General features: G+C 40.4%; 13 protein-coding genes and 1 pseudogene. 11 read left to right on the top strand and 3 right to left on the bottom strand.

Annotated features, from left to right (window positions below):
- Both FA727_RS21020 and FA727_RS21015 read left to right on the top strand, forming a co-directional pair.
- Positions 1 to 822: an EcsC family protein gene (locus FA727_RS21020; RefSeq protein WP_136833454.1), complete on the top strand. Its 822-nt coding sequence runs from the start codon at positions 1 to 3 to the stop codon at positions 820 to 822.
- Positions 823 to 1,362: 540 nt separating this feature from the next.
- Entirely contained in the window at positions 1,363 to 1,743 is a 381-nt protein-coding gene (locus tag FA727_RS21015) for a sporulation protein (protein ID WP_136833453.1), read from the top strand.
- Between the two features lie 24 nt (positions 1,744 to 1,767).
- On the opposite strand, the gene FA727_RS21010 is transcribed toward FA727_RS21015, so the two are convergent.
- The 3 genes from FA727_RS21010 to FA727_RS21000 form a co-directional block, all read right to left on the bottom strand.
- Positions 1,768 to 2,955 carry a DUF418 domain-containing protein gene (locus FA727_RS21010; protein WP_136833452.1) on the bottom strand — a complete coding sequence of 396 codons (1,188 nt, stop codon included), beginning with the start codon at positions 2,953 to 2,955 and terminating at the stop codon, positions 1,768 to 1,770.
- Between the two features lie 168 nt (positions 2,956 to 3,123).
- On the bottom strand, positions 3,124 to 4,680 hold the full coding sequence (locus FA727_RS21005) for a PTS transporter subunit EIIC (protein WP_136833451.1): 1,557 nt from the start codon (positions 4,678 to 4,680) through the stop codon (positions 3,124 to 3,126).
- Between the two features lie 175 nt (positions 4,681 to 4,855).
- Entirely contained in the window at positions 4,856 to 5,662 is an 807-nt protein-coding gene (locus tag FA727_RS21000; protein ID WP_136833450.1) for a MurR/RpiR family transcriptional regulator, read from the bottom strand.
- Between the two features lie 158 nt (positions 5,663 to 5,820).
- On the opposite strand from FA727_RS21000, the gene FA727_RS20995 reads away from it, so the two are divergent.
- From FA727_RS20995 to FA727_RS20955, 9 genes and pseudogenes are all read left to right on the top strand, one after another.
- Positions 5,821 to 7,179: a 6-phospho-alpha-glucosidase gene (locus FA727_RS20995; protein ID WP_136833449.1), complete on the top strand. Its 1,359-nt coding sequence runs from the start codon at positions 5,821 to 5,823 to the stop codon at positions 7,177 to 7,179.
- Positions 7,180 to 7,478: 299 nt separating this feature from the next.
- On the top strand, positions 7,479 to 8,612 hold the full coding sequence (locus tag FA727_RS20990; protein ID WP_136833448.1) for a glycerate kinase family protein: 1,134 nt from the start codon (positions 7,479 to 7,481) through the stop codon (positions 8,610 to 8,612).
- Positions 8,613 to 8,647: 35 nt separating this feature from the next.
- A pseudogene (locus FA727_RS20985) lies at positions 8,648 to 9,070 on the top strand (PTS sugar transporter subunit IIA); the annotation flags it as partial.
- Between the two features lie 376 nt (positions 9,071 to 9,446).
- On the top strand, positions 9,447 to 10,211 hold the full coding sequence (locus tag FA727_RS20980) for an ABC transporter ATP-binding protein (RefSeq protein ID WP_136833446.1): 765 nt from the start codon (positions 9,447 to 9,449) through the stop codon (positions 10,209 to 10,211).
- Positions 10,212 to 10,232: 21 nt separating this feature from the next.
- Complete coding sequence (locus FA727_RS20975) at positions 10,233 to 11,033, top strand: ABC transporter permease (protein WP_136833445.1); 801 nt, start codon at positions 10,233 to 10,235, stop codon at positions 11,031 to 11,033.
- Positions 11,034 to 11,047: 14 nt separating this feature from the next.
- Entirely contained in the window at positions 11,048 to 11,884 is an 837-nt protein-coding gene (locus FA727_RS20970; RefSeq protein ID WP_136833444.1) for an ABC transporter permease, read from the top strand.
- Between the two features lie 69 nt (positions 11,885 to 11,953).
- On the top strand, positions 11,954 to 13,528 hold the full coding sequence (locus FA727_RS20965; RefSeq protein ID WP_136833443.1) for an FAD-dependent oxidoreductase: 1,575 nt from the start codon (positions 11,954 to 11,956) through the stop codon (positions 13,526 to 13,528).
- Complete coding sequence (locus FA727_RS20960) at positions 13,525 to 13,857, top strand: 4Fe-4S binding protein (RefSeq protein ID WP_136833442.1); 333 nt, start codon at positions 13,525 to 13,527, stop codon at positions 13,855 to 13,857. The genes FA727_RS20965 and FA727_RS20960 overlap by 4 nt, the downstream gene beginning before the upstream one ends.
- An 18-nt stretch (positions 13,858 to 13,875) precedes the next feature.
- Positions 13,876 to 14,883, top strand: coding sequence for an ABC transporter substrate-binding protein (locus FA727_RS20955; protein WP_136833441.1), 1,008 nt, complete (start codon positions 13,876 to 13,878; stop codon positions 14,881 to 14,883).
- Positions 14,884 to 15,348 lie beyond the last annotated feature (465 nt).

Genomic DNA, 15,348 nt, shown 5'->3' with positions numbered 1-15,348 from the left:
GTGGAGAGAAATGAAACAAAAGAACAGCTGCAAAAAGAATTAGAGGCCATCCACATTTGGGAGAATGAACAAAAGGGTCTATGGATTTGGGAAAAGCTTGGTCGTCTTCCCTTTAAAATCCTGGATCGCCTTACACCGCAGTTCATTCATAACAAGATCGGGCAGGCCCTTGATGAATTGGGGAGTTATTTGCAAACGGGTGGACGATATTTGTCAAATGAAAAGGACGTTCTAAAAAGATACAATCGTAAAACGGGAGCTGAGGATGCTACATTAGGGTCCATTTCTGCATTACCGATACAGATGATGGATGAAGTCAGTGATGAATTAATTCGTTCGCGAAAAAACATCGCGATGACACAAGGTGCCACTACAGGAATAGGGGGAATTTTCACCTTATCGATTGATATTCCACTCCTTCTTGGGATATCCCTTAAAACACTTCAGGAAATTGCCGTCGCCTATGGATACGACCCAAATGATAAAAAGGAGCGTATTTTCATCGTCAAATGTCTACAATTTGCTTCTTCAGACATTGTTGGGAAGCAAGCGATTTTAAAGGAGTTGTCAGCCTATTCAGACCCCGATGTGGAAACGAGAGACGAAACACTATCTCAGGTTCAAGGCTGGAGAGAGGTCATCATGACCTACCGAGACAATTTTGGCTGGAAAAAGTTGTTTCAGATGATTCCAATTGCAGGGATTATTTTTGGTTCCTTTATTAATAAATCGATGATTCATGATATTGGGGAAACGGGGAAAATGCTGTATAAGAAACGCCGTGTCAAAGAAAAGCTTGAGGCGCTTGCGCTGGGGAGTTAAATTACCCAGTAAACGTGAAATTTTCTGTTGACAGCTTTACTAATATGCTTGTATAGTAATCTTAATTTAATTGATAAATTATTTTTCCCTAAAGGGGAGTAGCTTTTACAGCAAAGTCGTCATTACGGAGTATTTGTACTCTCGGCTTTGTTGGCAGCAAGTGTGTAACTTGTTACACACAGGTTGTTAGCAAGACCTTTACCTATTGGTAGAGGTCTTTTTGGATCTTAAAGAACCTCTACCAAATGAACTGGTAGAGGTTCTATTTTTATAAAAGGCTGTTTTCGTAAAGATTGTTTTATTTTCTTACGAAAAAAAACTGTTGTTAAAATCCTACTGCCGTTGGCCAGCGGCCGCTGGCTATCAGCCGATTTTAACGTAGAAATAGCCATTTGGTACATCGTAACTAGTTTGCCAGCTCTTTTCTCATTGATTTGCAATCAGTTATCACTGAAAACAAAGATTAATTCATTGATTATTTGCACCAAAAGCAACAAAGTTTGAGAAAAGAGCCTTATAAAATAATTGGAGGACAAAAAATTGTTATTAAGAAAATTCATGTCTCTTGTGGGCATAGGCTCAGCAAAAATCGATTTAATTTTAGAGAAAGAAACGTATACACCTGGTGAACAAATCACTGGATACTTTCTACTCAAGGGTGGATTAATTGATCAGCAATTGAAGAGAATTGATTGCGATTTGGTAAAGGTTGAGAACGGAACAGAACATATAGTTGATTCAACTTCAATTTTGACTTCGCGATCACTTGAATCAGAAGCATCAAATAAAATACCATTCTCATTCATACTTCCAACATCATTGCAAATCTCGACAGAAGATATTTCATATCGTTTTAAAACAAGATTGACCTTTACTGAAGGCGTAGAAAGCTTAGATCAAGATATTATTCAAATCGTATAATCGAAAAGCAAAAAGAAGGGGATTCTACAAGATATTTCGAATCCCCTTTTTCTTATATACCAATCGTCTTAATAATATCTCCAGTGGACCATTCAGATTATTTTTTTCTAATAAAGTTGCTATAACGACAGAAAGGAACCAAATCCCAACGGCAATCATAGCAGCTATACCGTTACTCACTTGCCCTCCTATATCTAGTGCGACGGGTGATAAGAATAGAACAAGCATGGCCTCATTCCAAACATAGAATGTTAATGAACGTTTTCCTAAAGCCATTAAAGAATAGCTAAAGAGTGCAGGCTTTTTTAGCATGGCTCCGATTATTCCGAATATCGCAGCATAGGCTAATCCTCCAGCAATTCCTGTTAACATGTGGAGGCCATAGGTTAAACCTGCGATAAAGAAACTAGGGTGCCACACACTTCCTAAAAAGGATAAAGGGAATGCTCCAATTAAGGAGACTGTCAATCCTATTAGGGATATGAGTGAAAGTGTTCTAATATGTTGTTCAGGTTTAGTTAATAACTGATATCTAGCCATCCACATTCCTATTAATACGGAAGGAATAATGGGGAACATCAGATGAATCATAAGCGGAATGATCGGTAAAGAAAACAGCGTTCCCATCAGTGTAACTAGGTATGTGTCTGTAGCTGAAACCTCTGGAGGAAAACCATAATTTCCGATTTCTAGCATGTTGAAGCCCCATATTATAGGGGTGGTAACACAATAAATGAAAGTAATAATAGTAAAAGTTCGTATTAGTGTCTTAATCTGACGTTTTAATACCCAGCTAACGAGAAGTCCAGCTAAACCGTAAGCCATTAGAATATCTTGACCGCCAATGAAGACTGCTAACAGGATCCCAAATAGAATCAAATACCAGGAACGTCGTCGTATCGTTTTTACGGCCTCTCTTTCACTTTTTCCTTTAGAGATTTGACTATTAAATGCTAGTACCAAACCATAGCCTAATAATATGGCAAACATTGGTCTTGCTCGGTTATCGATAAAGAACATGCCGAACAAATTTACGACTTGATCAAAAAAGTTTAGACTTTCCGCCCTTTGCATGATCCCAGGTTCAGAATTGTACAAATATAGTGGGGCATGTGCGAGGACAATGAGCAGTAACATAGCACCTCGGGCTAGATCTAATGAAACAGCACGTTTTTTTCTTTCTGTTGTTTTATTGGTTAATGGAACGGACATATTGATCTTCTCCTTGGTCTTTGGCAAGTAGCCCTATTTCATTCAAATCTTTGCCTAAAATTATGATTTTGTCAAACGGTGTTACGATTACCTGATTTTAAAACAAAAAAATGGAGGGGATATCATGTAATTGATATCCTCTCCATTTTATTTATGAGGTTGAATCTCTTAAGCCACGCCAAGCACTTCGCGAATGCTTGTTTTGTAGACGTCGGCCTTTGGTCCGTAAATGACTTGAACGCCGTCACTTACCATGATAAACCCGTTTGCACCGAGTGTTTTCCAATGGGCTAGATTAGCCACTTTTGTTTTGTCGACTACTTTTACACGTAAGCGGGTGAAGCAAGCATCAACGTTGATGATGTTTTCCTTGCCGCCTAATGCCTCGATAATATCAAAAATTAAATCATTTTGTGATAACTGACCGTCGATTGTTTCTTTAACTGTTTCATCTTCACGCCCAGGTGTTTTAAGCTTGAACTTCTTAATCGCAAAGCGGAATGAGAAATAGTAAGCTACGAAATATGGAATCCCTAAGATAGGTACCCAGATGAAGTTAGAGCCTTTTGCTCCTTGCATCACACCGTTAAAGATAAAGCTGATAAAAGGTCCGCCAAACGCGCTGGAACCTGGAATATTAATTTCAAATACATACGCTAGTAGGTAAGCGAGACCTGCAAATATTGCATGAATTCCGAATAATAGTGGAGCTGCAAATAGGAAAGCAAATTCGATTGGTTCTGTAATTCCCATGAAGATACATGGAATGATGGAAGCAATCATTAATGTTCCTACACGTTTTTTATTTTCATGCTTCGCCATATGGTACATTGCTAAAGCTGCTGCAGGTAAACCAAACATGGCAAATAGTACTTTTCCGTTCATCGCAAAGCGAGTCACATCAATATCAAACATTGCATCTTTTGAGGCAAGAATTGCTTGATAGATATTTACAGAACCTTCGACCGTTTGCCCATCGATAACCATTGATCCGCCAAGACTTGTAAAGAAGAACGGTAGATATACGAAATGGTGCAATCCGAATGGAAGCAAGGAACGTTCTGTGAAACCGTAAATGAAGCTTCCTGCTGCTCCAGTTGACTTGATTAAGTCTGAAAGATGAATTAATACTGCTTGGAAGCTTGGCCAAATGAAGGCAGTGATAACTCCAAGTACAATTGCTGCAAGAATAGATACAACTGGAATGAATCTTGTTCCGTTAAAGATTGAGAAAATCGGTGGTAAAATAATATTATAATAGCGATTATGCAGTGCTACCACGACGAAACCAATAATGATTCCGCCGAATACCCCAGTATCAAGGGCAGGGATTCCGAGAATCAATTTTTGCCCAGTTAAAAGTGCTGCTGGATCTAATTTTTCAAGGCTGATGAGTAAGCTACTCATGATTTTGTTAAAAGCCATGAAGCCTAGGAAAGCAGATAGTGCTGCGACACCTTTTTCCTTCTTGGCGTAACCGATTGCAATGGATATCGCGAAAATAACTGGCAAGTTATCAAATACGACACTTCCGGCATCCTTCAATAATTTCAGGATTATCACAACGAATTCATTCGTTAAAAACGGCATTGCTTGTTGAACGGACACACTGGTAAAAGCGGAGCCAATCCCCATTAAAATTCCGGCAATAGGCAAAATCATGACTGGTGTCATTAATACTTTACCTAGCTGCTGGAAGGAAGAAAACAATTGATTTTTGCTCATCCTTATCACCTCTGATATATTTGCGATTGTCGAAAGTCCCGGGTATCTGTAATCGCTTTCTTGAAACGCTTTCTGAATGCATAGTACCATGCACTCTGAAAGAAACAGAAAAAGTTTCAATTTCTGAAACTTTTTAAAAGATGATTTCCTATTTGGGTTAATTTTTGTATAATCATTAGCTCTCTTTATTCAGGAGCTGTTGGGCATAGGTTAAGTACAACACATTAATGACACTGTGCATCGCATATTCCTGAATAACAGGTGAATTGAAATGTTCACTCTTAATCTTACTAACCTGTAAAACAACCTCTGCATGCTTACATATTTCTGCTTTTGGGTCCGATGTTAAGATGACTGTCTTAATCTTCTTTTGATTCAACACCTTGCTCACTCGTTGAATATGCTTAGTAGAACCAGAGAAAGAGATGATGAAGGCCAGATCATTTTTGGACAAAGATTTTGCCTCGATTAACTGACTTTCCTCTGTACTAAAAGATGAACAGTATTTTTGCAATCTCGTGAATTTGATTTGTGCATTTTTCGCTACAATTTGTGAATAGGTTGCGCCAAAAAAAGCGATCTTATTGGATTGTTTGATTAAATTCAACGTTTTTTCGATCGCAGCCTGGTCGACTAGCTGTTCCGTTTCTTTCAATGACTTAATAATGTGGTCAAAGTAAACGGGAATGGAGAAAATATTCGCTGTCTCAGCACTAACCTCTATATTCATTTCATGCTCGATCATTTCATTGTAATCAATGCAGGCATTTTTCAAATCCTTGAAACTAATATCGCCAATCCTTTTACAAAATCGGCTAATGGACGCTGGTGAGGTATGGCATTGCTCGGCCACATCATAGATAGACATGTCCGGAAAAACCTTGGCATTTTTCAAAATGAAGTCGGCAATATTGGCCTCAGTTGAGGAGCGGTCCTCGCAATGTTCAATAAAACTAAGAAGTCTAATCCAAAATCGATACATCCATGACACCTCAAAATTCTCTTATTTTACTCCTATCTGAATGAAAAGCAAACTTATTTCACATTTTGAAACTTTTTCAATATCCACGAAAAACGGGTTTATGATGATGACAAGAAAGCGTTTCAAAATTTCTATTTCACCAGTGGAGGTTATGATAAATGAAAAAATTTAATGTATTAATCGTTGGCGGCGGAAGCACTTGGACACCAGGCTTATTAAAGAGCTTAGCAAATCGCAAAACACAATTTCCTATTAACCGCCTTGTGATGTTAGACACAAATGCAGAGCGCCAAAGTGTAATCGGCGAATATGCAAAGGTGCTATTTAAAGAAGAATATCCTGAACTTGATTTTCATTATACTACAGATAAAGAAGAGGCATACCGCGATGATTTAGATTTTGTCTTCTGTCAAATTCGTACAGGCGGCTATGCAATGCGTGAGCAAGACGAGAAAATTCCATTAAGCTTAGGGCTAATCGGTCAAGAAACATGTGGACCTGGTGGATTCTCTTACGGAATGCGTTCTATTAAGGACATGGCTGAAATTGTTGAAAATGTTCGTGCGAAGACGGACAAGGCTTGGATCTTAAATTATACAAATCCAGCAGCGATTGTCGCGATTGCGATTCAAAAATTATTCCCAGAAGACAAGCGCATTCTAAATATCTGTGACCAACCAGAGAACTTACTTCGTTCTTATGGAAGACTTCTTGGTGGGATGAGCCCACGTGATTTCGAACCGAAGTATTACGGACTAAACCACTTTGGCTGGTTCACTCACCTATATGATAAAGACGGTAAAGATTACTTACCAGAACTAGAGCAAATGATTCTTTCTGGCGGTTTCCGTCCAGCTGACTACGAGCAACGTGACAAATCATGGCTCGAAACATATGCAATGGTAGAGCAAATGGTTCGTGATTTCCCTGGTTACTTACCGAACACGTACCTACAATACTATTTATATCCAGATAAAGTACTAAAGAAATTAAACCCTGAATTTACTCGTGCGAACGAAGTTATGGCTGGAAGAGAAAAGCGAGTGTTCGAAGAGTGCCAACGCGTAGCGGAAGCGGGAACTTCACAGGATTCTAATGTTGTAGCGAATGATGCTCATGGTGAGTTTATCATTATCGTAGCTGAGTCTATTGCTTACAACCAGGGTCAGACATTCATTGTTATTTTAGAAAACAATGGCATTATCGAAAACCTTCCTAATGATGCGATGGTTGAAGTACCGGCTGCATTAACGATTCATGGTCCAAAGCCATTTGCTGTTGGTAAAATTCCAACATTCCATAAAGGCTTAATCGAAGGTCAAAATGCATACGAACAACTAACAGTTGAAGCGTATCTTGAAAATTCATATGAAAAGGCACTTCAAGCGTTAACCTTGAACCGCACAGTTGTATCTGCTCAACAAGCACGCCAGGTTCTTGATGCGTTAATTGAAGCAAACGGCGACCTTTTCCCTGAGTTAAAGAAAGCTGAAAGAGAATTAGAAACGGTAAAGTAAATTAGTATAGTTTGGCGTATGGGACGGCAGAGATGTCTTCCCATTCTTTATAGGATTCTAAAAAATAGGTATCTTGATGAATGATTGCTCATGAAGACAAGATTTACGAGATTTTTGCAAAAGTTGTCTTCATGAAGCGTTCATGCGGACATAATTAGTAGAATTCTTGAAATAGTTGTCTTCATGCAAGACCGATGAGGATAAAGTTTGTTAGAATTCTAGAAAAGGTATTTTTCAAAAACTAGCTTTAGGATATGAACAAGTTTTTTTGAATAAATAAACAACGAGGAGGTGTAGCAATGAAATTTGTATTAGCACCGGATTCTTTTAAAGAAAGTATGAGCGCGGAGAAGGCAGCGCTTGCGATGGAAGCAGGCATTCGCAAGGTGTTTCCTGACGCGATTTGTGAAATCGTTCCCATGGCGGACGGTGGTGAAGGTACAGTTGAGTCACTAGTCAGTTTGACGAAGGGAAAGATGATCGAGGCTGAAGTGACTGGGCCACTTGGAGATAAAGTGTTGGCACATTATGGTCTGCTTGGCGATGGACTAGTCGCCGTGATGGAAATGGCTAGTGCCAGCGGCTTACCATTGGTGAAGCCAGAAGACCGTAATCCACTGTTGACAACAACCTATGGTACAGGCGAAATGATCAAACATGCGCTAGATTTAGGCGTGAGCCGAATTCTTCTAGGGATCGGGGGTAGTGCAACGAACGATGGTGGTTCCGGTATGCTTCAGGCGTTAGGTGTGTCCTTTAAAGACAAAGAAGGTGTGGATCTTCCGCGTGGTGGTGGAGCATTAGGTCGTTTGCATACGTTTGATGTGAGTGAGTTAGATCCAAGATTAGCAACGGTAAAAATTGATGTTGCTTGTGATGTTAGCAATCCACTTGTAGGAGAAAATGGTGTATCTGTAATATTTGGACCACAAAAGGGTGCTACTCCTGAAATGGTTGAGCAATTGGATCAAAACCTAGCTCATTATGCTAAAGTAATCGAAACCCTTTTAGCGAAAAACATTTCCGATATCGAGGGAGCTGGTGCTGCCGGTGGACTCGGTGCAGGATTGTTGGCTTTTCTAAATGCGGAATTGAAAAAAGGGGTCGACTTAGTCATTGACTATATTAGTCTAGAGGATCGAATCATAGGGGCTGATTATGTATTTACCGGCGAAGGAAGCATTGATGGTCAAACCTTGTTTGGAAAGACGCCCTATGGGGTGGCGAAGCTTGCTCAAAAACACGGGATTCCTGTAGTGGCGTTTGCTGGAAGAATTGGCGAAGGTGCTGAAAAGCTATATGAGCATGGATTTACATCCATTGTTGGGATTTTAAGAGGAGTATGTTCTTTAGAAGATGCACTTAAGCAAGGTGAAGAAAATTTAACGTTTGCTGCAGAAAGTGTAGCTAGAATGATAGAAAGGCGTGGATAGATATGTTTTTTAAGAGAAAAAAGAAAGAGATACTGATTCAGAGTCCGCTTGAAGGAGAAATCCTTCCGTTAGAACGTGTTCCAGATGAGGTATTCTCTCAAAAAATGCTTGGAGATGGTTTTGCGGTTGCTCCGACCAACGGCACAGTTGTTTCGCCGGTCGATGGGGAAATCGTTAATGTGTTTCCAACGAAGCATGCTATTGGAATTAAGGATACGAATGGCAAAGAAATTCTTATCCATGTTGGGTTGGACACGGTCAATCTCCAGGGTGAAGGATTTACTTCGTACGTAACCGATGGCCAATCCGTGAAAAAGGGCCAAAAGCTATTGGAGGTCGACTTTGCGGGGATTAGAGATAAAGTGCCTTCCATCATTACGATTGTTGTTATGACGAATCTCGCTGAGAATGAAAAAGTGGTGTTGAATGAGCAAGGGGCCCAAATAGTAGAAGCTTAAATTTTTTGGAACAGGTGGAGAAATTTCTTTGCCTGTTTTTTGTTTTAAGAGATGCCTAAGCCCTTTATCATAAGCCCAGCACAGACTTTTATCTTATTTTGAAAATTTAAATTTTTGGGAGTTTACTTCCCATTTCCAATGTGTTAATATTCTTTTTATAAATTAATCTGATTGGAATTATCGGATTTAAGTGGTGAAGAATTTAATATCGTTTACCAGTCAACTGGAAGCACAGCAATTTTGATGTGTTTCCTTTTTGTTTTTCGGACCGTGGGAAGTTATCTTATGTCGACTAGACTACTAGAGACTTTAGTTCAGTGCTTTTTTAACGCTGAATTAAAGTCTTTTTTTAATGACAAATGAAGAGGAGAATTGTATGTCGAATTCAATTGTGTCTATCAATCAATTAAGTAAGACGTTTCACACGAACAAGGATCAAGTTCAGGCTCTTCGAAATATCAATCTGGACATTCAGGAAGGTGAATTTATTACCGTGATTGGACCGAGTGGTTGTGGAAAAAGCACACTGCTTAAGATTATTGCGGGGTTAGATTTGGATTATCAGGGTGAGTTCTTGTTAGAGGGGAAAAATGTGAAGGGACCAGGAATTGATAAAGGCTATATTTTTCAAGAACCAAGATTGTTCCCTTGGCTAAATGTCGAGCGAAACATTGCAGCCGACTTAAATATCCGTGACCCAAAAGTACGTGAAAAAGTGGATGAATTAATCAATCTTGTTAAGCTGACTGGTTTCGAAAAATCGTATCCAAGGGAGCTTTCCGGAGGAATGGCACAACGTGTTGCCATCGCAAGAGCATTGCTGAGAAATCCGAAAGTCTTGTTGCTAGATGAACCGTTTGGTGCATTGGACGCTTTTACTCGTGCTCATATGCAAGAGGTTCTATTGGATATTTGGAAAAAGAATAAAACGACAATGATTTTTGTGACCCATGATATTGATGAAGCGGTCTTTCTTGGAAATCGCATAGTGATTTTGAAGCCGCGACCGGGAAGCATTCAGGATATTGTCCCAGTCGTCTTACCGATTCCGCGTAAAAAGACATCTGAAAGTTTCCAAGAGATTCGTCTTCAAGTCGTCAATGAGTTTGAAAAAATTGAAGCCTTACAATCGGCTTTTTAAAAAGAAGGGAGGGGACGTTCGATGGATGGATCATCAGTGGAGTTAAGCCCAAGAAAGAATAGTAAGCTCGTTATCTATTTACTTGGAGCGGTTTTACCAGTAGGAGCCTTACTCCTATGGCAAGTGTTCGGTCAGCTCGGATATATCTCGACGATGTTATTTCCAACTCCGGCTACAATCTTTGGAGCGTTCATTCAGCTAACGACCTCGGGGTTGTTAATGGAGCATTTCCAAATCAGTGTAACGCGAATGGTGATTGGCTTTCTCATTGGGGGTGGGCTAGGGTTGCTATTTGGCATCGTGGTGGGGTTATCCAAACCAGTCGAAAAAGCACTTGATCCAACCGTACAAATGATTCGGATGATTCCCCATTTAGCAGTGGCGCCGTTATTCATTTTATGGCTAGGAATTGGCGAAGAATCGAAGGTCCTTTTGATAGCCAAGGGAGCCTTCTTTCCCTTATATATCAACACTTATTTAGGTATTCGTAGCGTTGATAATAAACTTTTCGAAGTGGCAAGAACACTTGGATTTAATCGCTGGAAGCTTGTGAGATTACTAGTCATTCCGTCTGCCGTACCAAATCTCTTGTTGGGGTTACGGTTGTCACTGGGTGTTTCATGGGTGGGGTTGGTCGTAGCAGAGTTAATGGCTGCCACTTCAGGAATCGGGTATTTAATGTCAGATGCAAGACAGTTTAACAATACGCCGGTCGTGTTTGTAGGCATTGCCATTTTTGCTGTAGTCGGTGTGTTTACGGATACGGTTGTTCGTTTATTAGAAAAATGGTTGCTGCGTTGGAAGGATAGCTACCAAGGATAAAGGAGGGGAATTCAGTGAGTGAGCAGGTAAAAACACAAGTCAATTCGCTCGAGATTGGGCGGAACAGGACAAAGTTTAGATGGAAATTCACGAAAGGAAATGATTTTGTCATAGGAGCAGCCATTCCAATTATCATTCTGGCAATCTGGCAAATCGTTGGGCAACTGAATATCGTGTCCCCGATTTTTTTACCGACGCCAACAGCCATTTTACAAACCTTTGGAGACCTTATTGCTTCAAATGAACTTGGTGTGCATTTGGGGGTTAGCATTCGGCGGGCATTGATTGGTTTTCTTGTTGGTGGAAGTTTGGGATTATTATTTGGTCTATTAACAGGATTCTCTTATAAAGCGCAATACGTCTTGGATCCGACGGTTCAGTTGCTGAGGATGATGCCTGGTTTAGCATTGGCACCCTTAATTATTCTCTGGTTTGGCTTTGGGGAAGTATCGAAAATCGTCATTATTGCCGAAGGAGCTTTCTATCCACTCTATCTCAACACATTTATGGGGATTCGCAATGTGGATAACAAGTTAATCGAGGTATCAAAGGTCTTAGAATTTAATCGTGCTAAAACAATCTTCAATCTGATTTTACCATCTGCCTTACCAAATATTTTACTCGGACTTCGTTTATCCTTAGCGATTTCGTGGTTAGGGCTAGTTGTTGCAGAATTACTTGGTTCCACGGCTGGAATTGGTTTTCTTATTAATCTAGGAAAACAAAATTCGGTGACGGAATACATTTTTGTCGGCATCATTATCTTTGCTGTTTTTGGAAAATTGGTTGATTCGTTTGTACGCATTTTAGAAAGAAAGCTATTAAGCTGGCGTGATAGTTATCAAGGTTAATTGATCACTCTTGACCAGACCACTGAAGAGGGTATCCATATAAATAAAGTTTCCGAGGAGGATATTTTTATGAAAAAAGATATTGAGCTAGTAGCGGATGTGCTCGTTATTGGTGGTGGTCCAGCTGGAACATGGGCAGCACTAACTGCTGCTTCAAAAGGTTCAAAGGTGGTCTTGGTTGATAAGGGATATTGCGGAACAAGTGGAGCGACTGCTCCGTCTGGAACTGGTGTCTGGTATGTGAATCCTGATGAAGAATCTAGAACGAAAGCAAAACTTGGCCGATTCGAGTTAGGGGGTAGGTTGGCAGAAGATACATGGATGAACCGGGTATTAGATCAAACCTATGAAAATATGAATCAACTATCAGCTTGGGGCTATCCTTTTCCATTAAACGAAGAAGGAAATCCTCATAAAACTGGTTTGCAGGGTCCGGAGTATATGCGTTTGATGAGAAAGATTGTCCATAAAGCAGGAGTTAAGATTCTAGATCACTCCCCAGCATTAGAGCTATTGGCTGATGAACATGGAGTTGGAGGAGCTGTTGGGGTTCGCCAGCAAACCGGTGAAACGTGGAAGGTTGAAGCGGGTGCTGTCATTATTGCCAGTGGCGGATGCGCGTTTTTAAGTAAGGCACTTGGATGCAACGTGTTAACGGGAGATGGCTATTTAATGGCGGCTGAAGCAGGGGCGGATTTTTCCGGAATGGAATTCTCCAATGCTTATGCGATTTCACCGATTTTCTCTTCGGTTACGAAGACAGCTTATTATAGCTACGCCAGCTTCTATTATGAGGATGGTTCAATTGTGGAAGGTGCTGGTTCGAAACGAGGTCGCTCCGTGATTGCGAAAAAAATATCGGAAGGAATCAAAGTTTTTGCGGTATTAGACCAAGCACCAGAAGAAATTCGTCCTTTCTTGCGCATAAGCCAAACGAACTTTTTCTTACCTTTCGATCGATTGGGTATTGATCCTTTTAAAGATAAATTCCAAATTACTCTGCGCTTAGAAGGAACGGTTCGTGGAACAGGAGGCATTCAAATTGTTGATGAAACAATGAAAACATTGGTACAAGGGCTATATGCAGCTGGGGATGCTGCCACTCGTGAATTGATTTGCGGAGGTTTTACTGGAGGAGGAAGCCATAACGCAGCATGGGCGATGTCTTCAGGTACATTGGCTGGAAAAGGGGCTTCCGAATATGCGCAAAGAACAGGTGTAGGGAACCGTGATTTGAAAGGCCTGTCGTCTGTCCCAATAACAGTAGGAAATTCTACATTTAAGACGGCGGAATATGTTCGTGCTGTTCAGGAAGAAGTCATGCCGTATGACCGTAATTTATTCCGTACTGAGCATAAGTTAGCAGGTTCAATTAACCGTCTGGATGATCTTTGGAAGGATATTCGAAACGGTTCGATTTCGATAGAAGGTAACGCGATTAAAGCGCGTGAATCGGTGGCAATGACGTTAACAGCTCGCCATATGTTCAATGCAGCCATCAATCGTAAGGAAACAAGAGGGATGCATAAACGAATCGATTTTCCACAAATTGATGCGAATCAGCATTATCGCTTAATCAGCAGTGGACTAGACGAAATTTCCGTAAGACCCAAGCCTGTGGAACAGGAGGCTATTTTAAAATGATTGAACTAGTCAGCGAGTCAAAGTGTGTGAAATGCAATCTATGCGTCAAAGTTTGTCCAACGAATGTCTTTGATAAAGTCGATAATGATATCCCAGTAATCGCCAGACAGGATGATTGCCAAACATGCTTTATGTGCGAGCTATATTGCCCCGTAGATGCTCTATATGTGGCTCCGCAAGCTGATTGGAATGTGTCAATCACCGAAGCGGTTGTGGAAAACAAAGGATTAATTGGAAGCTACCGCGAGAAAGTGGGTTGGGGACCAAAGAGAACGCCAGTGGCAAGTCATGGGTATATTTATGAATTATATAAACGAGCTAAATTTTGATGGTGGGAGAAGAGGGTCATGTCTATAAAAAAACATCCAGCAATTGCTTATAAAATCATAACCGTATTTGTATTCTTGGTTCTTCTTCAAGCTTGTTCTTCGGAAACGAGCAATGGTGAGAAAACGTTGGGAGAATCAAGTGAAAACGGGATTCCGAGCGTTTTGAACTATGGCTATATTGGCTTAAATGAACTCAATCTTCCATCAGGGGCTGCAGGTTGGGGCTTTCATAAAGGAATTATTCAAGAAGAGTTAAAAAAGCATGGCATCACTGAAATTACACTAACTGCTTTTCCAAACGGTCCAGATTTAAATGAGTCGCTTATTAGTGGAAGATTGCATTTTGGTAGTTTGGGAGACACGCCTGCAATTTTAGCAAAATCTTCTGGTGCAGATACGCGATTAATTGCGCAGCCATCAAAGAACAATGTTGGATATTTAATTGGGAAAAAGGATGGCCCGAAAACGATTAAAGAGTTAGAAGGGAAAACAATTGCGATTCAAAAGGGTTCTTTTATGCACCGTTATGTGATTGGGTTGTTGCAGCAGGAGGGCGTGAAAAACTATAACTTGGTGCACATGCTTCGTCCAGATGGGGAAGCTGCTTTGACACGTGGAGAGGTTGATGCGATGACGAATAGCGGTGTGAATGCTCTTGCTCAAATTGAACAAGGCTTCACTCATTTAGATGATGCTTTATCTCATCCTGACTTACTTGGTACAAGTGTAACGGTTGCTTCCGGAGAATTTTTGAAAAAATTCCCGGACTTCCCGAAGGTTTGGAATGAAGCGATTAAGAAATCATTAGATGATTTGAAGCAACATGAAGATGAGTATTATGAGCTGATGGCGGAAATCTCCCAAACGACGCCAGAGTTAATCAAGGAGACTGCTCCAATCGAGTGGATCGAAGAAGAACCATTTACGGATGATGGGTTAGCGTTACTTGATGGAACGAAGGATTTTCTAGTGGAAGAAAAACTAGCCCAAAAAGATTTCGAGATTAAGGATTGGATCATTGAGTGATTTGATTTTGAACGGTCATGAGGACAGCTTTCGTTAGGTGCTGGAGAAGTTCGTCCTCATTGGCATTTCATGAAGACGTTATTTGAGAATTTCTAACGAAGAATGTCCGCATGGGCGTTTCATGAAGACACTATTTAAGAATTTCTGGTGAAAAATGTCCGCATGGGCGCTTCATATGAAGACACTATTTGAGAATTTCTAATGAAGAATGTCCACATGAGCGTTTCATGAAGACACTATTTGAGAATTTCTAATGAATAGTGACCGCATGGGAGCTTCATGAAGACACTATTTGAGAATTTCTGGTGAAAAATGTCCGCATGGGAGCTCCATGAAGACACTAGTTGAGAATTTCTAATGAATAGTGACCGCATGGGAGCTTCATGAAGACACTATTTGAGAATTTCTGGTGAAAAATGTCCGCATGGGAGCTCCATGAAGACACTATTTGAGAGTTTCTAATGA

It is taken from the genome of Robertmurraya kyonggiensis (genome assembly GCF_005116465.1).
Classification (GTDB): Bacteria; Bacillota; Bacilli; order Bacillales; family Cytobacillaceae; genus Robertmurraya; species Robertmurraya kyonggiensis.
The sequence above is the reverse complement of the archived record's forward strand: the minus strand, read 5'-3'. Positions and strand labels throughout refer to the sequence as shown.

Coding starts and splice junctions, on each gene's coding strand:
- FA727_RS21010 (WP_136833452.1), bottom strand. CDS start 2,955: ATGTCCGTTCCATTAACCAATAAAACAACAGAAAGAAAAAAACGTGCT.
- FA727_RS21005 (WP_136833451.1), bottom strand. CDS start 4,680: ATGAGCAAAAATCAATTGTTTTCTTCCTTCCAGCAGCTAGGTAAAGTA.
- FA727_RS21000 (WP_136833450.1), bottom strand. CDS start 5,662: ATGTATCGATTTTGGATTAGACTTCTTAGTTTTATTGAACATTGCGAG.
- FA727_RS20995 (WP_136833449.1), top strand. CDS start 5,821: ATGAAAAAATTTAATGTATTAATCGTTGGCGGCGGAAGCACTTGGACA.
- FA727_RS20990 (WP_136833448.1), top strand. CDS start 7,479: ATGAAATTTGTATTAGCACCGGATTCTTTTAAAGAAAGTATGAGCGCG.
- FA727_RS20980 (WP_136833446.1), top strand. CDS start 9,447: ATGTCGAATTCAATTGTGTCTATCAATCAATTAAGTAAGACGTTTCAC.
- FA727_RS20975 (WP_136833445.1), top strand. CDS start 10,233: ATGGATGGATCATCAGTGGAGTTAAGCCCAAGAAAGAATAGTAAGCTC.
- FA727_RS20965 (WP_136833443.1), top strand. CDS start 11,954: ATGAAAAAAGATATTGAGCTAGTAGCGGATGTGCTCGTTATTGGTGGT.
- FA727_RS20960 (WP_136833442.1), top strand. CDS start 13,525: ATGATTGAACTAGTCAGCGAGTCAAAGTGTGTGAAATGCAATCTATGC.
- FA727_RS20955 (WP_136833441.1), top strand. CDS start 13,876: ATGTCTATAAAAAAACATCCAGCAATTGCTTATAAAATCATAACCGTA.